Source organism: Ascidiaceihabitans donghaensis (genome assembly GCF_900302465.1).
In the GTDB taxonomy this organism is placed as follows: domain Bacteria; phylum Pseudomonadota; class Alphaproteobacteria; order Rhodobacterales; family Rhodobacteraceae; genus Ascidiaceihabitans; species Ascidiaceihabitans donghaensis.
Map to the genome: position 1 here is coordinate 1,407,778 of NZ_OMOR01000001.1, position 23,002 is coordinate 1,430,779.

Annotated in this window: 28 protein-coding genes and 1 tRNA gene; 14 read left to right on the forward strand and 15 right to left on the reverse strand. The window is 55.6% G+C overall.

All coding sequences use genetic code 11. From position 1 onward, the window contains the following. Positions 1 to 72 precede the first annotated feature (72 nt). Positions 73 to 525 (forward strand): hypothetical protein, encoded by a 453-nt coding sequence (locus ASD8599_RS07005; protein ID WP_108827869.1) that lies wholly within the window; start codon positions 73 to 75, stop codon positions 523 to 525. Here ASD8599_RS07005 and ASD8599_RS07010 read toward each other — a convergent pair. The 5 genes from ASD8599_RS07010 to ASD8599_RS07030 form a co-directional block, all read right to left on the reverse strand. After that, a complete protein-coding gene (locus ASD8599_RS07010) occupies positions 522 to 794 on the reverse strand; it encodes a hypothetical protein (RefSeq protein ID WP_108827870.1) in 273 nt (90 codons plus the stop codon). The genes ASD8599_RS07005 and ASD8599_RS07010 overlap by 4 nt on opposite strands. Next, complete coding sequence (locus ASD8599_RS07015; protein WP_245925956.1) at positions 791 to 1,546, reverse strand: hypothetical protein; 756 nt, start codon at positions 1,544 to 1,546, stop codon at positions 791 to 793. Before ASD8599_RS07015 ends, ASD8599_RS07010 begins: the two co-directional genes overlap by 4 nt. After that, on the reverse strand, positions 1,543 to 2,607 hold the full coding sequence (locus ASD8599_RS07020) for a Rieske 2Fe-2S domain-containing protein (RefSeq protein ID WP_108827871.1): 1,065 nt from the start codon (positions 2,605 to 2,607) through the stop codon (positions 1,543 to 1,545). The genes ASD8599_RS07015 and ASD8599_RS07020 overlap by 4 nt, the downstream gene beginning before the upstream one ends. Then, a complete protein-coding gene (locus tag ASD8599_RS07025) occupies positions 2,604 to 2,996 on the reverse strand; it encodes a hypothetical protein (protein ID WP_245925958.1) in 393 nt (130 codons plus the stop codon). Before ASD8599_RS07025 ends, ASD8599_RS07020 begins: the two co-directional genes overlap by 4 nt. A 78-nt stretch (positions 2,997 to 3,074) precedes the next feature. Continuing rightward, positions 3,075 to 4,214 (reverse strand): aminotransferase class I/II-fold pyridoxal phosphate-dependent enzyme, encoded by a 1,140-nt coding sequence (locus ASD8599_RS07030; protein WP_108827872.1) that lies wholly within the window; start codon positions 4,212 to 4,214, stop codon positions 3,075 to 3,077. 34 nt (positions 4,215 to 4,248) lie between these two features. Here ASD8599_RS07030 and ASD8599_RS07035 point away from each other — a divergent pair, with 34 nt between their 5' ends. Next, the gene (locus ASD8599_RS07035) at positions 4,249 to 5,214 is read left to right on the forward strand and encodes an ornithine cyclodeaminase family protein (protein WP_108827873.1); all 966 of its coding nucleotides are present in this window, start codon (positions 4,249 to 4,251) and stop codon (positions 5,212 to 5,214) included. 48 nt (positions 5,215 to 5,262) lie between these two features. Here ASD8599_RS07035 and ASD8599_RS07040 read toward each other — a convergent pair whose 3' ends face one another. After that, positions 5,263 to 5,904, reverse strand: a complete 642-nt coding sequence (locus ASD8599_RS07040; RefSeq protein ID WP_108827874.1) for a nitroreductase family protein — start codon at positions 5,902 to 5,904, stop codon at positions 5,263 to 5,265. 95 nt (positions 5,905 to 5,999) lie between these two features. Between ASD8599_RS07040 and ASD8599_RS07045 the strand changes: the two genes are divergently transcribed. Then, positions 6,000 to 6,395 carry a winged helix-turn-helix transcriptional regulator gene (locus tag ASD8599_RS07045; RefSeq protein WP_108827875.1) on the forward strand — a complete coding sequence of 132 codons (396 nt, stop codon included), beginning with the start codon at positions 6,000 to 6,002 and terminating at the stop codon, positions 6,393 to 6,395. A 347-nt stretch (positions 6,396 to 6,742) separates the two neighbouring features. Here the strand turns inward: ASD8599_RS07045 and hchA are convergent, their stop codons facing one another. Both hchA and ASD8599_RS07055 read right to left on the reverse strand, forming a co-directional pair. After that, on the reverse strand, positions 6,743 to 7,609 hold the full coding sequence (gene hchA, locus ASD8599_RS07050; RefSeq protein ID WP_181364427.1) for a glyoxalase III HchA: 867 nt from the start codon (positions 7,607 to 7,609) through the stop codon (positions 6,743 to 6,745). 1 nt (position 7,610) lies between these two features. After that, the gene (locus ASD8599_RS07055; protein ID WP_108827876.1) at positions 7,611 to 8,252 is read right to left on the reverse strand and encodes an NAD(P)H-dependent oxidoreductase; all 642 of its coding nucleotides are present in this window, start codon (positions 8,250 to 8,252) and stop codon (positions 7,611 to 7,613) included. A gap of 125 nt (positions 8,253 to 8,377) precedes the next feature. On the opposite strand from ASD8599_RS07055, the gene ASD8599_RS07060 reads away from it, so the two are divergent. After that, a complete protein-coding gene (locus tag ASD8599_RS07060) occupies positions 8,378 to 8,743 on the forward strand; it encodes a winged helix-turn-helix transcriptional regulator (RefSeq protein WP_245925961.1) in 366 nt (121 codons plus the stop codon). Between the two features lie 175 nt (positions 8,744 to 8,918). On the opposite strand, the gene ASD8599_RS20260 is transcribed toward ASD8599_RS07060, so the two are convergent. Continuing rightward, positions 8,919 to 9,002 (reverse strand) — tRNA-Tyr (locus ASD8599_RS20260). 120 nt (positions 9,003 to 9,122) lie between these two features. Between ASD8599_RS20260 and rlmB the strand changes: the two genes are divergently transcribed. From rlmB to ASD8599_RS07075, 3 genes are all read left to right on the forward strand, one after another. Then, positions 9,123 to 9,899 (forward strand): 23S rRNA (guanosine(2251)-2'-O)-methyltransferase RlmB, encoded by a 777-nt coding sequence (rlmB, locus tag ASD8599_RS07065; protein WP_108827878.1) that lies wholly within the window; start codon positions 9,123 to 9,125, stop codon positions 9,897 to 9,899. A gap of 32 nt (positions 9,900 to 9,931) precedes the next feature. Further along, positions 9,932 to 10,225 (forward strand): hypothetical protein, encoded by a 294-nt coding sequence (locus tag ASD8599_RS07070; RefSeq protein ID WP_181364547.1) that lies wholly within the window; start codon positions 9,932 to 9,934, stop codon positions 10,223 to 10,225. A gap of 230 nt (positions 10,226 to 10,455) precedes the next feature. Next, entirely contained in the window at positions 10,456 to 10,923 is a 468-nt protein-coding gene (locus ASD8599_RS07075; protein ID WP_108827880.1) for a CoA-binding protein, read from the forward strand. 5 nt (positions 10,924 to 10,928) lie between these two features. Here ASD8599_RS07075 and ASD8599_RS07080 read toward each other — a convergent pair whose 3' ends face one another. The 3 genes from ASD8599_RS07080 to hisA all read right to left on the reverse strand — a co-directional run bounded on the left by ASD8599_RS07080 (position 10,929) and on the right by hisA (position 13,095). Beyond that, positions 10,929 to 11,234: a phosphoribosyl-ATP diphosphatase gene (locus tag ASD8599_RS07080; protein WP_108827881.1), complete on the reverse strand. Its 306-nt coding sequence runs from the start codon at positions 11,232 to 11,234 to the stop codon at positions 10,929 to 10,931. Continuing rightward, positions 11,231 to 11,992 (reverse strand): imidazole glycerol phosphate synthase subunit HisF, encoded by a 762-nt coding sequence (gene hisF, locus ASD8599_RS07085; RefSeq protein ID WP_108827882.1) that lies wholly within the window; start codon positions 11,990 to 11,992, stop codon positions 11,231 to 11,233. The genes ASD8599_RS07080 and hisF overlap by 4 nt, the downstream gene beginning before the upstream one ends. Positions 11,993 to 12,375: 383 nt before the next feature. Continuing rightward, complete coding sequence (hisA, locus tag ASD8599_RS07095) at positions 12,376 to 13,095, reverse strand: 1-(5-phosphoribosyl)-5-[(5-phosphoribosylamino)methylideneamino]imidazole-4-carboxamide isomerase (protein WP_108827884.1); 720 nt, start codon at positions 13,093 to 13,095, stop codon at positions 12,376 to 12,378. Between the two features lie 415 nt (positions 13,096 to 13,510). Here hisA and ASD8599_RS07100 point away from each other — a divergent pair, with 415 nt between their 5' ends. Further along, on the forward strand, positions 13,511 to 13,894 hold the full coding sequence (locus tag ASD8599_RS07100; RefSeq protein WP_108827885.1) for a DUF2147 domain-containing protein: 384 nt from the start codon (positions 13,511 to 13,513) through the stop codon (positions 13,892 to 13,894). A gap of 80 nt (positions 13,895 to 13,974) precedes the next feature. On the opposite strand, the gene hisH is transcribed toward ASD8599_RS07100, so the two are convergent. Together hisH and hisB are read right to left on the reverse strand one after the other, a co-directional pair. Then, on the reverse strand, positions 13,975 to 14,613 hold the full coding sequence (gene hisH, locus ASD8599_RS07105; RefSeq protein ID WP_108827886.1) for an imidazole glycerol phosphate synthase subunit HisH: 639 nt from the start codon (positions 14,611 to 14,613) through the stop codon (positions 13,975 to 13,977). A 3-nt stretch (positions 14,614 to 14,616) separates the two neighbouring features. Further along, a complete protein-coding gene (hisB, locus tag ASD8599_RS07110) occupies positions 14,617 to 15,204 on the reverse strand; it encodes an imidazoleglycerol-phosphate dehydratase HisB (RefSeq protein ID WP_108827887.1) in 588 nt (195 codons plus the stop codon). A gap of 128 nt (positions 15,205 to 15,332) precedes the next feature. Between hisB and ASD8599_RS07115 the strand changes: the two genes are divergently transcribed. The 6 genes from ASD8599_RS07115 (at position 15,333) to ASD8599_RS07140 (ending at position 19,884) form a co-directional block, all read left to right on the forward strand. After that, positions 15,333 to 15,572, forward strand: coding sequence for an Lrp/AsnC ligand binding domain-containing protein (locus ASD8599_RS07115; RefSeq protein ID WP_108830051.1), 240 nt, complete (start codon positions 15,333 to 15,335; stop codon positions 15,570 to 15,572). Positions 15,573 to 15,652: 80 nt separating this feature from the next. Further along, complete coding sequence (locus ASD8599_RS07120; protein WP_108827888.1) at positions 15,653 to 16,585, forward strand: aminotransferase class IV; 933 nt, start codon at positions 15,653 to 15,655, stop codon at positions 16,583 to 16,585. Between the two features lie 103 nt (positions 16,586 to 16,688). Further along, positions 16,689 to 17,546: a tryptophan 2,3-dioxygenase gene (locus tag ASD8599_RS07125; RefSeq protein WP_108827889.1), complete on the forward strand. Its 858-nt coding sequence runs from the start codon at positions 16,689 to 16,691 to the stop codon at positions 17,544 to 17,546. Positions 17,547 to 17,684: 138 nt separating this feature from the next. After that, a complete protein-coding gene (locus tag ASD8599_RS07130) occupies positions 17,685 to 18,389 on the forward strand; it encodes an ABC transporter permease (RefSeq protein ID WP_108827890.1) in 705 nt (234 codons plus the stop codon). Further along, entirely contained in the window at positions 18,383 to 19,093 is a 711-nt protein-coding gene (locus ASD8599_RS07135) for an ATP-binding cassette domain-containing protein (protein WP_422664744.1), read from the forward strand. Before ASD8599_RS07130 ends, ASD8599_RS07135 begins: the two co-directional genes overlap by 7 nt. Beyond that, positions 19,090 to 19,884, forward strand: a complete 795-nt coding sequence (locus tag ASD8599_RS07140) for an ABC transporter substrate-binding protein (RefSeq protein WP_108827891.1) — start codon at positions 19,090 to 19,092, stop codon at positions 19,882 to 19,884. The genes ASD8599_RS07135 and ASD8599_RS07140 overlap by 4 nt, the downstream gene beginning before the upstream one ends. A 12-nt stretch (positions 19,885 to 19,896) precedes the next feature. Here ASD8599_RS07140 and ASD8599_RS07145 read toward each other — a convergent pair whose 3' ends face one another. Further along, positions 19,897 to 22,911, reverse strand: a complete 3,015-nt coding sequence (locus ASD8599_RS07145; protein ID WP_245925963.1) for an ABC transporter transmembrane domain-containing protein — start codon at positions 22,909 to 22,911, stop codon at positions 19,897 to 19,899. Between the last annotated feature and the right edge of the window lie 91 nt (positions 22,912 to 23,002).

Genomic DNA, 23,002 nt, shown 5'->3' on the forward strand with positions numbered 1-23,002 from the left:
TTTGTGGAAGAGTATAGGGTGGAATGATCCGCGAAAAAAGCGATTTAGCGGTAAGATTTGAATGAGGGCGATATGCAGGGTTTGAAAGTAGCGGTTGTGGCATTTTGGATGGGGGCTGCCGCCGCAGCGCAGGCCCAAAGCACTTTGGTGGCGGAAGATCAGACACCGACCGGCAAATTCACCACGGCCACGGAAGTTAAGCCAATCCTGAACGCCACGCGGGGCAACTGGATTGCTGTGCGCGAATGGGACGGGCAGGATCTGGTCTATGTCACCCATCTTTGGGCATGGCGCTGCGGGCTTGCGCAGATTGAAGTGTCCGTCAACGACGCGGGCTTTGCGGTTTGGCCCATGCCTGCATGTCACTCTGGCACAGCGCAACCCAACAGCGTGACAGACAGCGACGGATTGCCTTATGCCGTCTTTGCCTTGCAGTCCGTTGCAAACCTGTCTGTCCGTGTGACCTATGATGATTTGACCGTGGACGAGGCGAGGTTTGAGCGAGGCGCCATCTTAATCCCCTAAAGCTCGTCTTTGCCGCGTTTGAACCGCGCAAACAGTTTTTCGGCCCATGTCAGCACCAAAAATACGCCGCAGCCCCAGATCAACAGCTCAAAGGGGGCGAACACCGTGCCGCGCAACCATCCTGCCAAAAGCCCGCCGCGCGCCGGCAGTTCTGCGAAGCCAAACAGGCCCGGGCGTCCCCAAAGGTCCAAAAACCAGAAGCGCGATACATAAAAAAGCGCAATCGCAAGACATGCAACCACAGACAAAGCCACCAGACGTCGCATCATTGCACCAGCTCCAATGTGTCTGTGTCGATGGCAAAGACCAGCAGGCTGCCGCGACGCGTGATGTGGCCTTCGACAGAAATGAACTGCGCCACCGCGTCATAGGCTGCAGGTGGTAGGGGGGTGTTGTCGGGACCGGTAATCAGCAAAAATTCGCTGTCCAAAACAGGTTGCGAAGACACAAATACCGGCGGTACCCCCCCCAGCAAACACAGGTTTGCACAGGCTTTATGTGCCAATCCACGCCCGGGCCGCATGGAACCCGCCACGCATTTGCCGTCGCAAATCTCTCCGGTCAGTTTCCAACGGCCTTCATCCACGGGTGCGGGCGCACGGCTTGTGCCTTTGGCCGCTTGCATGCCATTTCGACCGCCGCGCAGTTGCAACATGTTCAAGCTGCCCCGTTCCAGCACCACGCCTGACACCTGCGCCATCTGGCCATCAAGGGACACGGCGCGAGCATCGACGCCGGCTTTGCCCCCCGCGGACATCATCAAGGTATCGCCTGCTTTGATGCGGTCGTTGCCTTGCGTTACATGCAACAAGGGATAGGGCGTCAGTTCGACAACGCCTGTGACCGTTTGGCGGCCATAGTCAAAGCGGTAGGCGCCGGGGCCGGGATCGTCTTGAACTGCGCCCATCACAAAGCCCATGGCGGCCATCAGCGTGACCACAAACAACGCGGCACAGAGCAAAAACATCCGTAAGGCTTTCGGGATCGGAAAGTAGCCGACAAAAAACGGTTTGGGTTTCATGTCATAACCTCCGGTTCTGGCGTTGCGGCCAACGGTATAGGATCAACATGCGTGCCCGGTGGGTTGGCATCCGGGTGCACCTGCACCGCCCGGTCTTGCACCCGCACACGGTAGGTGGGCACCATTTCTGTGAAAGGGGCAGGGGATCGGCCCGACAGCACATCGTACTGAAACCCGTGCCAGGGGCAGGTCACAAGGCAGGCAATGATTTTGCCTTCCCCCAAAGGTCCGTTCTGATGGGCGCAGGCATTGGAAATGGCGCTCAGTTTGCCCTCCAGCAAAAACACCGCAACGCGATCACCATCAGGCAACAGTCCGATCCTTGCATAGCCCTCGCGCATCTGCGCCACATCACCGATTGTGACCCATGCGTCGCTGGCCTGTAGGCGCGTTTCAGCGGCGTCCATCCGCCAAGCTGCCAAATGGGTGCCCCCTACGCAGGCCGCACTTGCGATCACGATGAAGGTCAAAAGGTGGTTCTGCTGGTCTTGCAATACCCCCAAGGTCACATGGGCTACGATGGCGACGTAGGCGGCATAAATCAGGTAATGCAGGCGCTTCCACACAGGCGGCGTCAAGAATTTCAGCCAGAAATCATGGCTGGTTGTGGCCAACACCAACAAGCACAACAACGCAAACAGCCCCAACGCTTCGATGGGGAAACCGGCAAGCTGCCCGAAGGACGTGTTGGCCGACAGAACGGCTTCAAATTTCGGGGTCGCAGAGAAGGCAAAATACCAGTTCACGACGTAGCCTGCGTGGGTCAGCGCCACAAAGGTGGTCATAACGCCAAAGTGGCGGCGGTTGTATAAAAGCGGCAAAAACCGGCGATCCAGCCGGGCCATCGGCCCTATGCATAAAATGACCGTCAGCATGATGAAGGCACAGGCCCCAAAGGCGCGGGCGTTGTGGATTTGCGGTGTGATGGCGCGGTCGTGGTTCAGGACACCGGGTGTGACGTAAATGAACAGCACCAGAAACGCCGCAACGCCCGCCAGCATCACAGCATTGTAGCGCCATTTGTTTTTGTTCCATTGAACGGGGATATATTTGACGCTCATGGGTTTGATCCTGCGCTTAGTTGGACAGGGGGGGTGTCAACGGGCCAGCTTTGACGGGCGTTTAGGCCAAAGACCAGGATCAAGGCCAACCCTGCGCACATGGCAATTGCGGCCATGCCATGTGCCCGGCGCACGGGGCGATACCGCGCGGCCCAACCGGTGGCGGAGGTCTCGATTTGCCACCAGCGCCACAAGACCAAAGGCCACAGCAACAAGATACCGGGGATCAGCAAGGGGCGGAACACATAAGCGCCTTGCGCGTCCGCGTCGATACGGTCGATGCCGATCGTCAGGAATGCCAAGGCCACAGCCGCGCCAACCCAGCCCCAAACACGTGCCAAAGCCACGATCAGTTCCGCTGTTTCCATATGATCCGTCCCGCGTTGCATATTGCCGTTCCATGCAATGCTAGCAGGGCGATGGCCGTGCGGGTAGAAATTTGTGGTCAGATTTGCGCTTGTGCGGGCCTAGTTTGGCTTATTTTTCATCACATGTGCTTCAAGTGCCGCCAAACCTTCATCCAGACCTTTGCGCCCGAACCCCAACCGAAAGCGATCTGTGGGGGTGGGGCCAAGGTCAGAGCGGTATATTGCGCTGGGCAAAAACAGAACCCCACTGTCTTCGACAAGGGCGCGGCAGAACTCTTGCGCGCCTTCCGGCCCTTTGTATCTGGGAAAGCCCATGCAGGCCCCACCCGGGCGGTGCCAGTCAAACAGATCGGGATGACGTGCAAAGAAGGCGTCCCACTTGGGCAGGTTTTCATCCACGATCTGGCAGTTGCGTTGCAGCAAGGCGGCGCGGTGTGTCAGCGCGATTTGCGCCAGACGTTCGCTTGGACCAGAATTGCAGATCGACAGATAGTGTTTCATCCTTTCCATCTTGGACAGGACATCATGGTCCTGACAGGCGATCCATCCGATGCGCAACCCCGGCAAACCATAGGACTTGGACATCACACCCAAAGACAATCCGCGTTCATAGATGTCGGCGATGAAGGGCAAATGTGTGGCGTCGGACGGTCCCAAGCCGTTGAAAATTTCGTCGTGCAGGATGTAGATGCCGTGGATGCGGCACAGATCAACCAACGCGGTATAGCGGTCCAATGGCAAAATGGCGCCGGTCGGGTTGTGCGGAAAGTTGATTGTGACCAGACGGGTGTTGGGCCGAATGGCGGCTTTGATGCGGTCAATGTCCAAAGACCAGTTGTCGTCGGGGTCCAATGGCACGCCTGTGGCGTCACAAATGGCAAGGGGCAGGGTTTCGTGGCTTTGATAATTTGGTGTGACAACAATGGCGTGGCTGTCTTGGTCAAGGATCACGTTGTTGGCGGCAAAGATGCCTTCGCTGGCCCCGGCAAAACACAAAATGTCATCCGCAGTCTGGCGCTGGTATGTGGTGGCGATGGTTTCACGCAGGTCGGGTGCGCCGTAGGTTTCGGTGTATCCCAGCCACATGCCCTCAAAGGATTCGCGTTCTTGCGGGGTGGCCATCGCCAGTAAATCACGCAAAGACAGGCTTTCGGCATCTGATGCCGTCATATGATAGCGGGCTTTGAATTCCCATTTTGCAAAATGGGTCTCTAGGCGAAAGTCAGGCAATGTGGGCATTATCAGAAGGGCTTTCAGGAAAGGGCAACACTTTATGATTATCTTGGATCGACGCCAAATCGAAGACCTAATCTATTTGCCTGCGGCGGCTACTGCCATCCGTGATGCTTTTTGTTCCACAAGCCGTGGTGAGGTAAATCTGCCCCCGGTCGGGCATATTACATTTCCGCAGGTGTCGGGGGATTGCCACATCAAATACGGTCACATGCAGGGCAAGCCTGACTTTGTGATCAAAATTGCGACGGGTTTTCCACAAAACGCAGAAACAGAAGGCGGCACAGGCAACGGGATGTCTTTGGTTCTGTCTGCCACGACTGGCGCGGTTCAGGCAATTTTGCATGATGAGATGGTAATGACGGACATGCGCACCGGTCTTGCGGGGTCCATCGCCACACAAGCTTTGGCGCGGTCGGACAGTCGCACGGTTCTGATTGTGGGCACTGGTCCACAAGCGATGCGGCAAATCGAAAGTCACGCGGCAGTGATGGGGGACCATTTAAACTTCGAGGTTTGGGGCAGGTCCGCATCCAAAGCCGCGCAGCTGGCAGATAAGCTCGGGGGCCGGTTTGCTGTGCGTTCTGTGTCCGATCTTGAGACGGCGGTGCGCAGTGCCGACGTCATTGTGACGGCCACAGGATCAACGAAGCCATTGTTTCAAAGCGATTGGGTCAGTGCAGGCACTCACATCACCGCTGTTGGGGCAGATGCGCCGGGCAAACAAGAACTGGATGTCAATCTGGTGGCACGTGCTGATCTGCGGGTGGTGGATTTGGCTGCGCAATGCCTGGATCACGGGGAAATGTCCCATGCAGCAGTTCAGGGCCTGATCGCGGGGCAGGACGTTTTGGAGCTTGGGCAGGTATTGTTGCAAGCTGCAACGGGACGCAAAAGCCCGGGTCACATCACCATCGCCGACCTGACAGGGATCGCAGCCCAGGATATTGCAATCGCTGACGTAGTTTTGAAGGCATACCGCGCAAAGGGCGGGCGCGACGTTTAAGGCGACCGGGCATGCTTTCGGCCCGGCCGCTGTCGATTTTATGGAAACTCAATCAACGTGAGAGACGATAGTTTCGGCTGGCTTGCGCACTTTTTTCATTGGCAACAACCAATCGCCGCTTTCGTCACGATACCCCAAGGACAGCAAGACAACAGAGCGCAACCCACGTGCCTTCAAGCCCAGAATATCGTCCACTGCGGCTGGATCGAACCCTTCCATCGGGGTGCTGTCGACTTCTTGTTCCGCGGCAGCGACAAGGGCGACACCCAACGCGATATAGGCTTGGCGGGCGGCATGGGCGTAATTCACCTCGGCGTCACGTGGCACATAATTGTTTTTCAGATTGTCATAGTAGGCGTTCAACATCGGCAAGTCGCCGCGCGCAGCCACGTTCAGATCGGTCACTTCATCGATGCGGTCTGCCGTGTAGGTGTCCCACGCTGCAAAGACCAACAGATGCGATCCTTCCGTGATCTGTGCCTGATCACCAGCCGCCGTTTGGATTTTGGCCAGAACGTCGGGATTGGTGACCACGATGATCTCGAAGGGCTGCGTGCCGCTTGACGTTGGGGCCATCCGGATGGCCTCAAGGATGATGTCCAGCTTTTCTTGTGGGACAGATTTGGCGGGATCCATCTTTTTGGTGGCATAGCGCCAGTTCAATTGCTCGATCAGGGTACTTTTTGTCATAGAAACAGTCCTATTGCTGGCACAGGGTGTGTGCGGTATACATTTTATACTAACGATGTATTCAGAACCGACATGGGTCGCAAGAAGGCACAAAAATGGACCTTGGTCACAAAGAAGGAACCACCATGCTAGACGAACAGGGTTGCCCCGATTGCAAACGTATCAACGAAGTGCTTTCGCGTGTCGGGGACCGTTGGAGTGTTCTGATCATTATTTCGCTGGCCCAATACGGAACGCTGCGCTTCAATGAATTAAAGCGTAATTTGGGCATCTCGCAACGGATGCTCAGCCTGACGCTAAAAGAACTTGAGCGCGATGGCCTGGTCAACCGCACATACCATCCGACCATTCCGCCCAAGGTGGAATACAACCTGACCCCCTTGGGAGAATCGTTTCGCCAACCTGTTGCGGCCCTCGGGCAATGGGCGCTTGGAAATTTGTCGACCATCGACGCGGCCCGCGCAACTTATGATGAAGCGACTGGCCCCTAGGGTCCTGACCCTAGACGATTGTTTGCGGGCATATTAGCCGCATTGCGCCGCACCGCTCGATTTGGAGAGGGTTCGCCGACTAAGCAGAGATAGTCATAGACAGCTGTTCAGTTTGTTTAAGAGATGGTGGGCGACCCTGGAATCGAATTTAGCATGCTTCGCCATGACGTATTTTATCTTATAAAATCAAAATATTAATGTTATTTTTGTCTTGCTGAATGCTCAGATTGTATCGAGAAGTAGTCAAGATGTATCGAAGCCACTACTTCTATTCTTCGCCTCGGTCCGCGAGTGCGCCCACCAAAGGCAAACCCGGGATCGAAGTTTAGAAAGCGTTATGCTGTTCGCTACGCTGCCGTTGAGCTAGCCAGTAAAGTAATCGCCGCCAATCTTCCGAAATCATTGGCTGCTTGTGGGCTTGCACCGGTGATCAAACGGCGGTCAACATGGCATGAATTGTCTGCCTTTTTGTTGATGATTTGTGCGCCCAACGCGTTCAGTTTCTCGCAAACCCACCACGGCATAGGGCCGGGCAGATACCCGATCATTGGGGTTTGTTTGTCCACTGAATCAGGAAAGACCGTCATTTTGTAGCCCGAGTACAAGAAGCCATCTTCATCTTTTGCCGCCAACAGGGCGGCTGGTCCGTGGCAAAGTGCGAGTGTGTACAGGCCCTGATTATGCGCCCAATGCAGAGCTTTGCCTACATCGGCATTATCCGGCAATCCAAGCATGGCACCGTGGCCACCTGGGATGTAGACGGCGGCGTAGGGCGCAACGTCGGTCATGTCGTTGGCAACGAATTCGGCAAGACTACCTGGGTTTGCGAACGCATCCGCATAGTCGCGGTATAGTTTTTGCACATCTGCGTCATCGTTAGGCATTGCCCACATTTCGATTGCGACGGGTGCGCCCGTCGGCGTCACAATGTCAATTTCAAACCCGGCGTTGATGAGGTGCAACATGGGCAGCCCCATTTCGACGGGATGGTTGCCGGTCGAGAATTTCTTGCCGTTCGCCATCGTCATGTTGCGTTCTTGGGTGCAGATCATCAGCACCTTTGATGTGTCGCCTTTGTATCGAGTGTCGTAGTCGCCGCCGTCATAGTTCGTTGTCGAAGATGTCCCCAGCTTGATTGCCAGGGGTGACGGGCTAAATGCGCCATCTGATGTTGGCGTCGGCGAGGCACGGAAAAGTTTGCGAAGAATGCTCATATCAGTTGACCTCTGTGACGATGGTGTCGCGGGATTTGCGCACTTTTCCCATTGGCAGCAACCAATCGCCGCTTTCGTCACGATACCCCAAGGGCAGCAAGACAACAGAGCGTAGGCCTCGTTCTTTCAAGCCCAAAATGTCGTCGACTTGGGCAGGGTCAAACCCTTCCATCGGGGTGCTGTCGACTTCTTGTTCTGCGGCAGCAACGAGGGCCACACCCAATGCGATATAGGCTTGGCGGGCTGCATGGGCGTAGTTCACCTCGGCGTCACGAGGAACATAATTGCTTTTCAGGTTGTCGTAGTAGGCGTGCAACATTGGCAGGTCACCACGCGCTGCAACGTTGAGATCGACAACTTCGTCGATCCGGTTAGACGTGTAGTTATCCCAGGCCGCAAAGACCAAAAGGTGAGAACCCTCTGTAATCTGGCCCTGATCGCCTGCGGCTTTTTGGATTTTTTCCCGCGCGGCCTTATTGGTCACAACGACCACTTCAAAGGGCTGGGTGCCGCTTGATGTAGGGGCCATGCGGATAGCCTCGATGATCGTGTCCAACTTTTCTTGTGGAACAGATTTGCTAGGGTCCATTTTTTTGGTCGCATAGCGCCAATTCAACTGTTCGATAAGGGTGCTTTTGGTCATGGGAACGTTCCTGTTGCTGGCACTCATGGGGTGCGGTATACTTTTGTTACTTACGATGTATTCGGAACCCATGCCAGCTGCAAGAAGGCACAAAAATGAACCTCGGTCACACGAAAGGAACCAACATGCTTGACGCAGAGCGATGCCCTGATTGCAAACGTATCAACGAAGTCCTCTCGCGTGTCGGTGATCGCTGGAGTGTTCTCGTTGTCATATCGCTGGCCGAGTACGGGACGCTTCGTTTTAATGAGTTAAAGCGAAACTTGGGTATCTCACAGCGCATGCTAAGCCTCACCTTGAAGGAGCTTGAGCGCGACGGTCTGGTCAATCGCAGGTACCACCCGACGATTCCGCCAAAAGTCGAATACAACCTAACGCCGTTGGGAGAGTCATTCCGGGAACCCGTTGTCGCATTGGGCCACTGGGCGCTTGGTAATCTGTCGACAATCGACACCGCACGTGCGCATTTTGATGAAGCCTCAGGAAACTAGAAGCCCGTGAGAGCAGGGACGATGCCTGAACACGTGGATCATGCTGGTAACATATTGCAATGATTTTGAAATATCCGAACTTGCCTTGAGATGAGAAGTTTTTGCCCATGCGCAATCGATACATTTGCGTCGGGGCGGGAAAGTTTTTATTGTTAACTTTCAAATACTTAGAAAATGGTGGGCGACCCTGGAATCGAACCAGGCGTGCGTCTCCGCGAGGGAGTTACAGTCCCCTGCCACACCTTGCGGCCTGTCGCCCACTGTCTAACGCGTTGCGTCTGACGTGAGGGCGTGATTACAAGCGACCTAAAGGCCCGTCAAGACGGAAATTGCGCGAAATGCGCATACGTGGCGTGGCATCAATACAAAGGTGCATTTTATGAAAAAACCAAAGTGGGTTGTTGAGAAAGAACAGGGCAAAAAAGCGCAAGCGAACGAGACGGTTTGGCTGTTTGGTTTGCATGCGGTGCGCGATGCTTTGATGAACCCCGCGCGCAAGCGGTTGCGTTTGATTGTGACGCTGAATGCACAAAACAAGCTGGAAGATGCGATTGCGGCATCGGGAATGACTCCCGAGTTGGTCGATCCGCGCAAATTCAACGCGCCGCTTGATCCGGGGTCCGTGCATCAGGGGGCCGCGTTAGAGGTCAAGCCGCTGGATTGGGGGCGTCTGGACGATGTGGCCATCGGGCGAGAAGCGCCGCGTTTGATTTTGTTGGACCGCGTGACCGATCCGCACAATGTAGGTGCGATCTTGCGATCGGCTGAAGTGCTTGGTGCATCCGCCGTGATTGGCACGCGCCACCATTCGGCCCCCGAAACAGGGGCTTTGGCGAAAACGGCCAGTGGCGCGTTGGAACGCCAGCCCTATTTGCGGGTGCGCAATCTGTCGGATGCCATCGTGGCATTGCAGGGCATGGGATATCTGGTGCTGGGTCTGGATGGCGAGGCCGATAAAACCATCGAAGCGGCCGTGGACGGTGTTCAGGACCGCCCCGTTGCGCTTGTTTTGGGGGCTGAAGGGCCAGGATTGCGTCAAAAGACCAAAGAAACATGCGATATGTTGGTGCGGATTGACGCATCTGGTGCATTTGGATCGCTTAACGTCTCAAATGCTGCAGCTTTGGCCCTATATGCGTCTCAGAGCAGGGGCTAGGAGACAGGTATTTGGGCTTTCCAACAAAGATTATGACATGCTGTTATTGCGGCACACGCGCGGCGCTGGTGTTGAAAAACTCCGGGCGGCACGAGTTGATGTGCAGCAGTTGTGGTGCACCCTTGCATGATCTGAAACGCTTGCCAATGGTCAAGATGGGCGACCGTGAATTGGTGCGGCCCAGTGCGGTGCGGTCGCCGAAACCTGTTAAGTCGCACAAACCCGAGAAAAAGCCGCCCAAAAAGAAGAAGTCAAAAAAGCGTAAGGGCTTTTTCAAAGACTTTCTCGAAGAGGCCGTTGATTTTGTTGAGGATATTTTTGATTAGTGCATTTCGCGCTTGAGAATTTCGGCAAAAACCCGCCGAAAATTAGCGCTTTGTTCACACAATCCGTCGAGGGTCTTTTAAGGCGCACAAAACATCATATGTGCAATTTACAGCACGCGGGATTGGAACACCCGCAGGTGCACTACTGTCCCTCGTTCCGCACTTTATGCGCCCCGGGCTTCGGCCTGTGGGCGCTTTTTTCTGCGTGATTTTATGTGTAGAGATTCTTCATGACTTACACTGACTCGTTTTTGAAGACTGTTCTGCAAAGCTCCAAACGCATTGCAATTGTGGGGGTGTCGATGAACCCAGTGCGCCCCAGTTATTTTGTGGCGCGGTATCTTGGGTTGAAAGGGTTCACCATCGTGCCTGTAAATCCCGGTCATGCCGGCAAGACACTTTTGGGTGAAACGGTTGTCGGAACCCTGAGTGACATCGAGAAACCGGTTGATATGATTGATATTTTCCGCCGCTCTGAAGCTGTGCCCGCGATCGTAGACGAAGCATTGGCGTGTTTTCCCGACCTGAAAACAATATGGATGCAGATTGGCGTTGAACACGCCGAGGCCGCGGCATTGGCACAAGCGCGCGGTGTCGCGGTGATCCAAAACCGGTGTCCAAAGATTGAATACCAACGCCTGTTTGGAGAATTGCGGCAGGGTGGATTCGCGACCGGAGTGATCAGTTCCAAGCTGTGATCGTTTCAGCGGCTCGCTTTTTCAGCGATGCCGGATTTGGATTGACGACTGGCCAATTCCGTCACGACCTCGTCCAAAGTGACATCGCGCGCAGCAAGCATTACCATCAAGTGATACATTACATCGGCAGCTTCTGACGTAAGTTTGGCACGGTCGCCTTTCACAGCTTCGATAATCGCTTCGATCGCTTCTTCCCCGAACTTTTCGGCGCATTTTTCCGGGCCTTTGGCCAGCAATTGTGCCGTCCAGCTTGACGTGGGATCTGCGTTTTTGCGCGATTGAATTGTCTCAAACAGGTCTTGCAGGGTCATGTCAGCCTCATCGCGATACCGGCGTCAGCCATGTGTTGCTTGGCCTCTTGAATGGTGTATTCGCCAAAGTGAAAGATTGAGGCCGCCAACACAGCAGATGCCCCGCCTTTGGTCACACCATCCACCAGATGATCCAGATTTCCCACGCCTCCGGAGGCGATCACAGGGATTGTAACAGCATCCGAAATGGCACGCGTCAAAGGCAGGTTGAAGCCTTGTTTCGTGCCGTCGCGATCCATGGAGGTCAACAGGATTTCGCCCGCCCCCTTGGCCGCAGCCGTGCGTGCAAATTCAACAGCGTCTATTCCTGTGGGTTTGCGCCCGCCATGCGTGAAAATTTCCCATTTGCCGGGGCTGACTGTTTTGGCGTCGATGGCACAAACGATGCATTGGCTGCCAAAATGGTCTGACGCCTCTGCCAGCACATCGGGATTTGCCACGGCGGCGGAATTGAAGCTGACTTTGTCTGCACCCGCCAAAAGCAGGTCACGCACATCCGCAGTTGTGCGCACGCCCCCACCCACCGTCAGCGGGATATAGCATTGTTCAGCGGTGCGCGTCACAACGTCGAACATTGTGCCACGGTTTTCATGTGTCGCATGAATGTCCAGAAAGCACAGTTCGTCTGCGCCGGCGGCATCATATGCGCGGGCTGCATCCACGGGATCGCCTGCGTCGCGCAAGCCCACAAAGTTTACGCCTTTGACGACACGACCGTCAGCGACATCAAGGCAGGGAATAATACGGGTTTTTAACATGGGCGCATTATCGCTTGGAATTGGGGGCGGGGGAAGGGCTTTGGACCATCACTGGACCTGCGCCCGCCGATTGAGAAATTCGAAAATTCCAGCCACAACCAGAATTGCGGGCCCTACAAAAAGGTACCCCAAGAAAGAGATTAACAGAGGTCCGGCAAGGGTTTGCGCGACAGGTGTCAAAAAAGAAGGTGTGCATTCTGTGAATCCGTTCAAGGACCCGCCAATGCATTGATTGCCAAACAGTACGGACAAAAATAGCACGATCAGGAAATACAGTCCTCCCGATATGAGCAAACGCGCTGCAATCCGGCTTTTGGCAAATCGCGCCAAACCTAGTGCGGCCAGACAAGGGGCCATCAATCCAAAGACTGTGAACATGCGGCTTACCCCTTTAAGGCGGTAAGGGCCGCGTTCAGGTCAATCGCCCCGTCATAAAGGGCGCGCCCAGAGATGGCGCCTGCAATGACGCCGGTGTCTTTTAGCTGTGTCAAATCTTGCAACGACGACACACCACCCGAGGCGATGACGGGGATGGAGACGGCCCGCGCCAACTGCGCCGTGGCGTCGATATTCGGCCCCCCCATGGCGCCGTCGCGCATAATGTCAGTATAAATGATGGCCGAGACCCCTGCGTCTTCAAACGATTTTGCAAGGTCCGTCACCATGACATCGGTTTCTTCGGCCCAGCCTTTGGTCGCGACTTTACCGTTTCTGGCGTCGATGCCCACCGCCACCTTGCCCGGATACGCGCGGGCCGCTTCACGCACCAGATCCGGGTTTTCGACAGCAACTGTTCCAAGGATGACCCGCGCCAGCCCTTTGTCCAACCACCCTTCGATGGTGGCCATGTCGCGGATGCCACCACCCAACTGGGCAGGAACGGGACAGGATTTCAGGATGGCTTCGACCGGGGCCGCGTTCACTGGTGTGCCTGCAAAAGCGCCGTTCAGATCAACCAGATGCAGCCATTCGCACCCAGCCTCCACAAAAGCACGGGCTTGGGCTGCGGGGTCGTCATTGAACACGGTGCTTTGATCCATGTCGCCATGTACAAGGCGCACGGCTTGGCCGTCTTTCAAGTCGATGGCAGGGTAGAGGATCATAGGATGTGCCTTCGTGTGATGATGATAGGCCGCTTTATGCACGACCCAGCCCGATTTGCAACGCGGGGGCTCATTTGCAGCGCGACCTAGGGTCAGGACCCATTAATCTTGCATCGTCAGTTTGTCTGAGTTTCCCTGTGAAAAGGAATATCTGCGCAGGAAAAGTGGATCTATTTCAAGCAGGTAAGACGCCTCTCACAGGGAAACTCTGACAAACCCTTTGGGCGCACATTTCACTTCATCTCAGCGGCCTCCCCCGCTTGCAAATAGAACCACTATTCGCCGCACGGCGCAAACCACTGATATTTCGTGAAATGTGCGCTGACGACGCAAAATTAATGGGTCCTGACCCTAAGGTCAGGCTTGCCAGACGGGGACACTTAAGGGAAGCTGTGGGGCAAATGGGAGGACGAACATGAAAACTTTTATAGCAACTGCAGCGCTGACACTTGGACTGGCCGGGGGCGCATTGGCGGATCCCGTATTGGGAACATGGAAAACCCAAGTTGACGATGGCAACTATGCCCATATCAAAATGGCGAAATGCGGTGACAAAGTGTGCGGTACAATCGCCAAAGCTTTTGACGCAAGTGGCCCGATCCAAACTGACAACGTTGGCAAAAAACTGGTCTGGGCGATGGTCCCAAAAGGCGACGGCTACTATGCGTCGGGCAAAATCTGGCAGCCGTCCACGGATAAGGTCTACAAATCCAAGATGTCTTTGTCGGGCAATTCTTTGAAAGTGTCCGGTTGCGTTGGCCCAATTTGCAAAAAACAGACATGGACGCGTGTAAACTAAACAGCTTTCGTGTCGGGGTAAGGTGCGCCTTGGCGCACCTTCTTGTTTAAATCGGGCCGGTTTAGGTCTGCGCGGGGTGGCTAAGGCGTCCAGCGCAAAAAGTTCCCGATCATACGCAGACCGACACCCTGACTTTTTTCGGGGTGAAACTGCATGCCCAGCATCGTGTCGCGGCCGATGACTGCGGTGACATCGGTGCCATAGTCCACATGCGCCAGCCGTTGTGCGGGGTCGTTGACCTTAAAGTGGAATGAGTGCACAAAATAGGTATGGTCGCCGGACACGACCCCGTCCAGAACCGGATGCGGGTGCGAAATGATCAAATCATTCCACCCCATATGAGGCACCTTTAAAGACGCGCTATCGGGTTTGATTTCAACAACCTCTCCGCCGACCCAATCCAGGCCGGCAGTGTTTTGATACTCACGTCCCCATGTGGCCATCAGCTGCATGCCAACGCAGATGCCAAGGAAGGGGCGGCCCTTTTGTTCGACGGCCTCCTTCATGGCCTCAAACAGCCCACCCGTGCCGGTAAGCGCCGCATGACACGACGGAAACGCACCGTCTCCGGGCAGAACAATGCGGTCGGCGCGCGCAACGACATCGGCGTCCGATGTCACAACAACCTCGCCCGCGTCCAATTCGCGCGCCATGCGTTCAAAGGCTTTGTGGGCAGAGTGTAAGTTGCCGCTTTCATAGTCGATGATGGCTGTGAGCATTGCTTACAACGCCCCTTTGGTCGAAGGAATGTCGCCCGATTTGCGTGGATCCACTTCGACAGCCTGACGCAGGGCGCGGGCCACAGATTTGAAAGTGGCTTCGGCGATGTGGTGGCTGTTGAAGCCATGCAACATGTCGATGTGCAAGGTGATGCCGCCGTGGGTGGCCAGCGCTGTAAAGAATTCACGCACCAGTTCGGTGTCGAATGCACCAATCTTCTGGGTTGGCATATCCACATTCCAGATCAGGTAGGGCCGGGCCGACAGATCAAGAGCTGTGCGCACCTGGGCATCGTCCATGGGCAACAGGCAACTGCCGTAACGCACGATGCCGCGTTTGTCGCCCAAGGCTTGGGTCAGGGCTTGTCCAAGGGCGATACCTGTGTCCTCGACGGTGTGGTGATCGTCGATGTGGGTGTCACCTTTGGCGCGGATCGTCATGTCGATCAGGGAATGGCGCGCCAGCTGGTCCAGCATGTGGTCGAAAAAGCCCACACCGGTCTGGTTGTCGTAGACCCCTGTGCCGTCGAGATTGACGGTCACTGAAATCTCGGTTTCAGCGGTGGTGCGGGTGATGGTGGCTTGGCGCATATCGGCTCTCCGGCTGGTGTTGGCCCGCTTATAGGCAGGTTGTGCGTCCGCGCCAAGATGCAGCCTTTGGGATTGCGCCCCCTTGGGGGGATGTGTCAGCAATGGGCAACAGCTTGAAGGAGTATCCCATGAGCACCTGTGTATTCATCCAGATCCGTTGCAAACCCGGATCGACCTACAAAGTCGCGGAAGATATTGCGCTGCGCGAATTTCATTCAGAGCTGTATTCGACATCCGGCGACTATGATTTGCTGATGAAAGCCTACATTCCAAGTGACGAAGATGTCGGGAAATACATCAACGATCATTTGCTGGATATTGTTGGGATCGAACGGTCTTTGACGACCATGACGTTCAAAGCCTTTTAAGGCGGGGTGCACCAAGGTGCACCTTACGATTTTGACCTCGTAAGGTGGGCTTCAGCCCACCACCTGTCCAAGGGACCTACATGACCGATACACATACCACCCATGACGCGCTGGAAGATGCCCGCAACCACGACATCAAGATCTACGTCAACGGTGATATTGTGCACCGCGACGATGCCAAAGTGTCGGTCTACGACAGCGGCTTTATGCTGGGGGACGGCATGTGGGAAGGTATGCGCCTGTATGACGGGGTTTGGTCGTTCTTTGATGATCACATGGACCGCTTCTATGACAGTTGCAAAGCCGTCTCATTGGATGTGGGCATGGACCGCGCGGGCATCATGGAGGCTTTGACCGCAACAGCGCGTGCCAACGACATGCACACCGATGTGCATTGCCGCCTGATGCTGACCCGTGGCGTAAAGGTCAAACCTTTCCAGCACCCGTCGCTCAGCCGCTCTGGCCCCACGCTGGTCATCATTATGGAACATTCCAAACCCGCAGATGCTCTGCAATCCAAAGGTATCCGCTTGGCCACAGTGCCCCAAGTGCGCGGTTTGCCGATGTCGCAAGACGCCAAGTACAACAGCCACTCCAAGCTGAACTGTGTCATTGCCTGTCTGCAGGCCGAACAGGCGGGGGCCGACGAGGGGCTGATGCTGGACCCCCATGGGTTTGTAAACACCACCAACGCTTGCAACTTTTTCATCGTGCGCAAAGGGGCTGTTTGGACGTCGACGGGAGACTATTGCATGAACGGTGTCACCCGCCAGAAGGTCATAGATCTGTGTCGCGCCAACGACATTCCGGTTTTTGAGAAAAACTATTCACTGTATGAGGCATATGGCGCGGATGAAGCCTTTTTGACCGGAACGTTTGGGGCGCAGACCCCTGTGGCAGAGATTGATGGCAAGCCCATCGGTGATGGCCATCGACCCGTCACGGCGCGGATCAGAGAGCTTTACAAGGACTTAATCGCGCAAGACATTCAGGCGCAAAGCGCTGCGGTTTAAGTCCAGAAAAAGCATCCGTGTATTTCCTTCATGTCTAAAGTTTCATGCTTGAAGGAATGTGCGCCAAGGCATAAGCTGGCCCCAAATTCGAAAGGAATTTGACATGGCCGACGCCCCTGAAGACCCGCGACAAAGCGCCTACAATCCCGCCACGGAAGGGGCTCAGATGTCCTTTGCCAAGGACATGAGCTATGGCGATTACCTTGGAATGGATGGCATTCTGGGCGCGGCCAAACCCTTGTCGCAAGCCCATGACGAAATGCTTTTTATTGTTCAGCATCAAACGTCCGAGCTTTGGATGCGATTGATTTTGCATGAATTGGATGCGGCCCGCCAACTGATGCTGCAGGGCCACGTCGATCAGGTGTTTAAGATGCTGACCCGCGTGGCGCGTATCTTTGAACAACTCAACAATGCCTGGGATGTTCTGCGGACTATGACGCCCAGTGATTACACCACGTTTCGGGAGGATTTAGGCGCGTCGTCGGGCTTTCAGTCACATCAATATCGCTTGATCGAATTTATGCTGGGCAACCGCAATCAGGCGATGATGAAAGTGCATGAACATCGCACCGACCTGCACAAGATGCTGCAATATGAGCTGACGCAGCCCTCGATTTATCATGTGGCGCTGCGGATGTTGGAAGGGGCGCTTGATGTGCGTTTCGATGCCGCGGTCTTTGCCATGGATCAACCACACCAAAGCGACGACAGCGTGGTTAAGGCGTGGACGCAAGTGTACAAAGACCCTGCAAAACACTGGATGCTGTACGAGCTGGCAGAGAAACTGGTGGATCTGGAAGACTACTTTCGGCGCTGGCGGTTCAACCATGTCACCACGGTGGAACGCATCATCGGTTTCAAGCGGGGCACGGGGGGCACAAGCGGTGTCAAATACCTGCGCCGCATGCTTGAAGTCGAACTGTTCCCCGAGCTGTGGCACTTAAGAGGTGCTTTGTAGCCGATAGGCTCCAATCTTTGCCGCATTCGGTAAGTGATATGACGGCTGTGCGATTGCACGGGATGCGTGCCCGTGCGACATCCACAAGCACCAAAGGGCAAGCGCAGACTTGCCTGTGCGCCACAACGGACCAAAATCATGGGTGAGATAGGACAAGGGATAGCGGCCGCCTTTTGGTTGGTTGTTTCCTTGGATGCGGACCTGATCGAGATCGCGCTACGGTCTTTGCATGTCACCGTGACCGCGGTGCTGATTGCATCGGCCATTGCCTTGCCGCTTGGGGCATGGTTGGCGGTGCGCCGTTTTCGGTATCGCCGCTTTGCCATTGCCGTTCTGAATGCGCTGATGGGGTTGCCGCCTGTCGTGGTGGGATTGTTCGTTTATCTGCTGTTGTCGCGGTCCGGTCCCTTTGGCGTTTTGGGGCTTTTGTTTACGCCAACTGCGATGATCATCGCCCAAGTCATCATCATTGCGCCTCTGATTGCATCCATCGCGCACCAGTCCACACGTGACCTGTGGGCTGAATACCATGACTTGTTGATCTCGTTGAACACGACCCGTTGGCAACGCATCAAGACGCTGCTGTGGGATGGGCGACGGGCCTTGATCACGGCGTCTTTGGCGGGATTTGGACGGGCCATCGGGGAAGTGGGCGCCATCATGATCGTGGGCGGAAACATAGACCATGCGACCCGCGTGCTGACCACGGCGATCGCGTTGGAAACGGGCAAGGGTGATTTCGCTTTGGCGCTGGGTTTGGGGTTTATTCTGATCGGGCTTGCGCTGGTGGTGAACATCGCCATCCATTTCGTGTCCAAGACAGAACGCGAGGGCAAATGGTGATGGCACATCCCTTGGTTTCATTACAGGCTGTGCGCGTCAGAAAACGCGGCCAGATTTTGTTGGGTCCTGTGGATCTGGCGCTGCCCCAAACGGGTGTGACTATTCTGCTTGGTCCGAACGGGGCCGGGAAAACCACTTTGTTGCGGACACTGCACGGGTTGGAACGCGTGGCGTCAGGCCAGATCGCATGGGCGCAAGATCATAGCTTGGATGCGCAGGCTTTTGTGTTTCAAACGCCAGTCATGATGCGCCGTTCTGTCTTGGCCAATCTGGTTTATCCCCAGCGCCTGGCCGGAATACCAAAATCCCACGCCGAGGCGGAAGCAAAAGACTGGGCGCACCGCATCGGTCTGCAGGATCAGGTGCAGCAATCCGCGCCGCGGCTGTCGGGCGGAGAAAAGCAAAAACTGGCTTTGGCACGGGCTTTGATCCGCGCGCCCCATGTTTTGTTTCTGGATGAACCCTGCGCCAGTCTGGACGGGGCCGCCACCCGCGAGATCGAAACACTGCTGACGGATGCGCACACCCAAAGCACGCGTATCATCATGTCCACCCATAATATTGGGCAGGCCCGTCGTCTGGCGTCAGACGTGGTGTTTATGCTGGACGGCAAGGTCTTGGAATATGGGCCTGCCACCACGTTTTTCGAAGCGCCCAAAACGCCTCAGGCACGGGCTTTTCTGCAAGGAGACATCGTCGAATGATAAAAGCGTTTTCTGTTTGGTTGGCCGTGATGGCCGGTTCTGTTGCGGCCGACGATCTTAAGTTGGCGGTGACCACGTCATTTCATAACTCGGGCCTGTCAGAGGTGTTGTTGCCTGCCATCGCACAAGACACCGGCATCACCGTGCATTTGTTGATCGTAGGCACCGGTCAAGCGCTGCGATTGGGGCAGGCGGGGGATGTGGATGCGATTTTGGTCCATTCCAAACCCGCAGAAGAGGCATTTGTCGCCGAAGGGTACGGCCCGCATCGCCGTGAAATCATGTATAATGATTTTGTGATTGTTGGTCCCGCGCATGATCCTGCGGGTATCGCAGATGCGCCGTCTGTGGCCCAAGCCCTGACCCGGATTGCCGAAAGCGAAAATGCGTTTGTCAGCCGTGGTGACGACAGCGGCACCCACAAAAAGGAGCTGTCGCTTTGGGGTGCGTCCGGGCAGGATGTGCAGGATTTCGGCACATGGTACCGCGCCGTGGGGGCGGGCATGGGCGCTGCATTGAACACGGCATCAGGCATGAAAGCCTATATTATGGCAGACCGTGCCAGTTGGTTGAACTTCGCAAACAAAGGGGATCTGGCTGTGCTATTTGCGGGGGATCCGGTGCTGTTTAATCAATATGCGTATCTGCCCGTTAGCAAATCCAGACACGGTCATGTGCAGGCTGATCTGGCCGCAAAGCTAGAGACATGGTTGGTGTCGGATGCCGCACAAACGCTGATCGACGGCTACCAGATTGGTGGCGAACACCTGTTCAAGTTCAACGCGGATTAATGGGTCCCGAGCCTAAGTGTTCACATAGCCGGCTACGATCTGCAGCAATTTGAAGGCCGTGGCGGCGTCATTTTCGACAACGGCCAAAAATTCTTCGACCCCTATGCGCAGGCACTGCAACTCGCCTTTGGCCCGCATGTCCAATGCGCGCGGTTCTTGCCGGATCAGCCCCAATTCGCCGACCAGCGCACCCGCGCCCACTGTCGCAATCAGCTTGTCTTGCGCACCGTCCTCTGGCAGCAACAGGTCTGCTTCGCCGTCAATGATCATGTAAGCGCCATCATCCGGCGCGTCATTTTTGTGAAACACATATTCGCCGTCTTGGGCTGTGTACCACCGCGCCCCGAACGCAAGCAGGCGCAACTGTTTTGCGGCCAAATCAGCAAACATCGGCGCAGATTTCAAAGCGGCAACCTTGCGGGCCAGATCGGCACCCACATCGCTGTCTTTGCCATCTTCACTGGTGATCTCACTGCCGACAAGACGGCCGTTTTGAACTTCGATGTGCACATCAAAATTCGATGCATCGTCGAACGTATCGTCGATAAAAATCAGCAAGGCGTCAGGCAACAAGCTACGCAGGTTTTCATGCAGCTTTGTGTGGGTTTCAGGACCAAAGCTGGTCAGGACTTTTTCCAAAATGACGATGTCAGGGCGCTTGATTGTGGCGCGGGTGACGGCCAAGGGTTCCGAGAACATGGCAGACAGGTTCGCGCCGCCCAATGTGATGGGTAAATCAAACACTAGCTGCAGCACGAGGGGGCTGACACCTTCCGCGTCCAACACTTCAGCGACAACACCACGTAGGTCCTCACCGCGGGTGCCGGCCGCGTCAGAAAGTTTGCCATATAGCACATTTTCCAAAACGCTTAGACCCATCACATGGGCGTTGGGCTTAATGGGGGCGTAAAGATCTTCCATCTGGTGGCGCAGCGTTTCGCCGTGGGATTGCCGGATCGAAAGAACGCGGGCTTTGATTTCTTCGGGGAAGGCGGGGCCGATTTGTTCTGCCGAGATCGAAGAAGGCACGCTAAGCAGAAGGGCCATTTCCTGATCCGTCAGTTTATCGCCGGGGGCGGTGCGGCGGACCAGATCCACGGCGGCATCGTAGACGTCGACGGTTATTCCCAGTTTGCGAAACAACGGGTGGTCGGACCCTCCGGGGCCGAAAATCTGGCGCAACAACTCGATCAAGTCGCGTGACAGCATCAACAGGTCTTCGCCCAAATTCATTTCATTCAGACTACGCAGAAATTCCAGCTTTTCGGCCAGAACATCCGGCGTTAAAACGATGCGCGGTGTTGCAAACAAAAGGTTTTCCCCGATGGGCAGGCTGGGATTGTAGGCATCGGGGTCGAACGCATGAACGTAGCGGTCCAGTCCCGCCGCGATGATTGCGTCGCGCACTTTGGGGCGCAGATCAATGAGGGCCTTGGACAGGTTCGGGTGTGCGGTTGCGTCAAAGCTTTGGTCCATGGCGCGGCGGGCCAAGGCACCGGCGGTGCCCAGTCCCTGAACCAGTTCGTACCACCATTCCCGCAAATCTGCAGTGCTGCCAACGCTTGCAACAGCGGGATCAACCCAGTCACAGTCCAGCATATCCAGACTGTTGCCCGCCCGTGCCGATTCAGCGGCAAACGCAGACGTATCCGCGGCACCAAGAGGCCGGTTTTTAACCGACATCATGATGTTTTCGCCGTAGCTGCCCATGAACATCACAGGGCGCGACGTGGCGTGCCCGATGCGCGCCGCCAAGGTGCTTTGGTGCAAGTGAGCCAGATCATGCCCGTTCATGGTGATCTTGCCTGCGCTTATCATAGCCTCGCGGGTCAAAACGGCGGATAGGGCGCGACGGTCTTCTTCGGATGGGGCTGCGATCGCGATGGTAGAGCCTTTGGGGAACGTGGCCGAAATGTCTTCAAGCACCGGATTGCCGTCTTCGTCGCGCACTGTCACGCTGTCCAACGTGATGTCACCGTTCAGGCTGACCATTGTGTCGGGTTCTCCGTCAAATAGCGCTTCATCGATCATGCCTGTGGGGGCAAACCGTTCGGTGATCGTTTCCCAGCGCAACTGCATGTCTTGGGATTGGTTGTAGTAGGCTAAAAGCTCTTTCCACGGGCTGGACAGGTCTTTGTAGGCGGCTAGGGCCGCAACCAAAGCACCCAATGTCACATCGCCCTGAATGACCAGATAGCCGCCGATTGAAAAGAACAGGAAGGGCGTCAGTTGTGTAATGAAGTTGTTGATAAACTTCATGAAAAATTTCTTTTGGAAGATGATAAAGCGGATTTCAAACAACCGGCCCAACCGGTCCGTGATCATTGCCATCCGGTAACGCCAACCGTGGTTCAGGCGTAATGTAGCAGCCCCTGTGGCCCCTTCACCGATTTCGGCAGCTAGGGCCCGCACCTGAATAACGCGTTTTTTGTTCAACAGGTTGATCTGCTTTTGCAGTCTTGGGATCAGCCAGGCTTGCAACGGGATCAGGGCGCAAGCCGCCAGACCAAAGGCGAAGCTTTGCAGAAACAAGAACCCCAGAATGGTCAGCATTTGCCCCGCTTGCAGTACAGGTTGGGCCACAGCGTCCCCCATCAATCCGCCCATAGGTTCGGATTCGGCCGTGACCATCGACACCAGTTCACCTTGGCTGGTGCGTTCGAAATAGGGTTGTGGGAAGCGAAGGATACGCGCGATCAGCGAATAGCGAAAGCGGCGCAAAAGCCGTTCTGCCAACACACCTTTCATGGTGTTGATGCGCATTTTCATAATGCCATGCGCGAACACCGCTAGCAAAAACGCACCACACAGCAGCCACAGGTATTCAATCTGTGTGAACGTAAACCCATAGGCCTCAATGCGGCTTTCACCCGAACCAATGGCATCGTTGATGATCTGCTTGGGCAGTTCCAATGTCAGGTACAGCAGCGGAAACAGCGTCAGCGTCACCGCCAACAATACCAGTTGATCGCGTTTGGAGTGTTTCCAGATGAAGGCAAAGATCGTGCGGTCGATGGGATCGTCCAATTCATGTCTTGCGCCAAAACAGGCGTCCGGGCCGCCATCCCCACGTGTGACCCTGCGAAAACTTAACAAGATCGTGACAAGGGGCGCAAAT

Excerpts from the sequence above, each read along its gene's own strand:
- ASD8599_RS07070 (WP_181364547.1), top strand. The coding sequence starts at position 9,932 with ATGACATGCTGTTATTGCGGCACACGCGCGGCGCTGGTGTTGAAAAAC.
- ASD8599_RS07005 (WP_108827869.1), top strand. The coding sequence starts at position 73 with ATGCAGGGTTTGAAAGTAGCGGTTGTGGCATTTTGGATGGGGGCTGCC.
- ASD8599_RS07125 (WP_108827889.1), top strand. The coding sequence starts at position 16,689 with ATGGCCGACGCCCCTGAAGACCCGCGACAAAGCGCCTACAATCCCGCC.
- hisB (WP_108827887.1), bottom strand. The coding sequence starts at position 15,204 with ATGCGCCAAGCCACCATCACCCGCACCACCGCTGAAACCGAGATTTCA.
- hisA (WP_108827884.1), bottom strand. The coding sequence starts at position 13,095 with ATGATCCTCTACCCTGCCATCGACTTGAAAGACGGCCAAGCCGTGCGC.
- ASD8599_RS07060 (WP_245925961.1), top strand. The coding sequence starts at position 8,378 with ATGCTTGACGCAGAGCGATGCCCTGATTGCAAACGTATCAACGAAGTC.
- ASD8599_RS07115 (WP_108830051.1), top strand. The coding sequence starts at position 15,333 with ATGAGCACCTGTGTATTCATCCAGATCCGTTGCAAACCCGGATCGACC.
- ASD8599_RS07135 (WP_422664744.1), top strand. The coding sequence starts at position 18,383 with ATGGTGATGGCACATCCCTTGGTTTCATTACAGGCTGTGCGCGTCAGA.
- ASD8599_RS07025 (WP_245925958.1), bottom strand. The coding sequence starts at position 2,996 with ATGCAACGCGGGACGGATCATATGGAAACAGCGGAACTGATCGTGGCT.
- ASD8599_RS07020 (WP_108827871.1), bottom strand. The coding sequence starts at position 2,607 with ATGAGCGTCAAATATATCCCCGTTCAATGGAACAAAAACAAATGGCGC.
- ASD8599_RS07010 (WP_108827870.1), bottom strand. The coding sequence starts at position 794 with ATGATGCGACGTCTGGTGGCTTTGTCTGTGGTTGCATGTCTTGCGATT.
- ASD8599_RS07015 (WP_245925956.1), bottom strand. The coding sequence starts at position 1,546 with ATGAAACCCAAACCGTTTTTTGTCGGCTACTTTCCGATCCCGAAAGCC.
- ASD8599_RS07040 (WP_108827874.1), bottom strand. The coding sequence starts at position 5,904 with ATGACAAAAAGTACCCTGATCGAGCAATTGAACTGGCGCTATGCCACC.
- ASD8599_RS07120 (WP_108827888.1), top strand. The coding sequence starts at position 15,653 with ATGACCGATACACATACCACCCATGACGCGCTGGAAGATGCCCGCAAC.
- ASD8599_RS07100 (WP_108827885.1), top strand. The coding sequence starts at position 13,511 with ATGAAAACTTTTATAGCAACTGCAGCGCTGACACTTGGACTGGCCGGG.
- ASD8599_RS07030 (WP_108827872.1), bottom strand. The coding sequence starts at position 4,214 with ATGCCCACATTGCCTGACTTTCGCCTAGAGACCCATTTTGCAAAATGG.
- ASD8599_RS07140 (WP_108827891.1), top strand. The coding sequence starts at position 19,090 with ATGATAAAAGCGTTTTCTGTTTGGTTGGCCGTGATGGCCGGTTCTGTT.
- ASD8599_RS07075 (WP_108827880.1), top strand. The coding sequence starts at position 10,456 with ATGACTTACACTGACTCGTTTTTGAAGACTGTTCTGCAAAGCTCCAAA.
- hisF (WP_108827882.1), bottom strand. The coding sequence starts at position 11,992 with ATGTTAAAAACCCGTATTATTCCCTGCCTTGATGTCGCTGACGGTCGT.
- hisH (WP_108827886.1), bottom strand. The coding sequence starts at position 14,613 with ATGCTCACAGCCATCATCGACTATGAAAGCGGCAACTTACACTCTGCC.
- hchA (WP_181364427.1), bottom strand. The coding sequence starts at position 7,609 with ATGAGCATTCTTCGCAAACTTTTCCGTGCCTCGCCGACGCCAACATCA.
- ASD8599_RS07035 (WP_108827873.1), top strand. The coding sequence starts at position 4,249 with ATGATTATCTTGGATCGACGCCAAATCGAAGACCTAATCTATTTGCCT.
- ASD8599_RS07080 (WP_108827881.1), bottom strand. The coding sequence starts at position 11,234 with ATGACCCTGCAAGACCTGTTTGAGACAATTCAATCGCGCAAAAACGCA.
- ASD8599_RS07055 (WP_108827876.1), bottom strand. The coding sequence starts at position 8,252 with ATGACCAAAAGCACCCTTATCGAACAGTTGAATTGGCGCTATGCGACC.
- ASD8599_RS07130 (WP_108827890.1), top strand. The coding sequence starts at position 17,685 with ATGGGTGAGATAGGACAAGGGATAGCGGCCGCCTTTTGGTTGGTTGTT.
- rlmB (WP_108827878.1), top strand. The coding sequence starts at position 9,123 with ATGAAAAAACCAAAGTGGGTTGTTGAGAAAGAACAGGGCAAAAAAGCG.
- ASD8599_RS07045 (WP_108827875.1), top strand. The coding sequence starts at position 6,000 with ATGGACCTTGGTCACAAAGAAGGAACCACCATGCTAGACGAACAGGGT.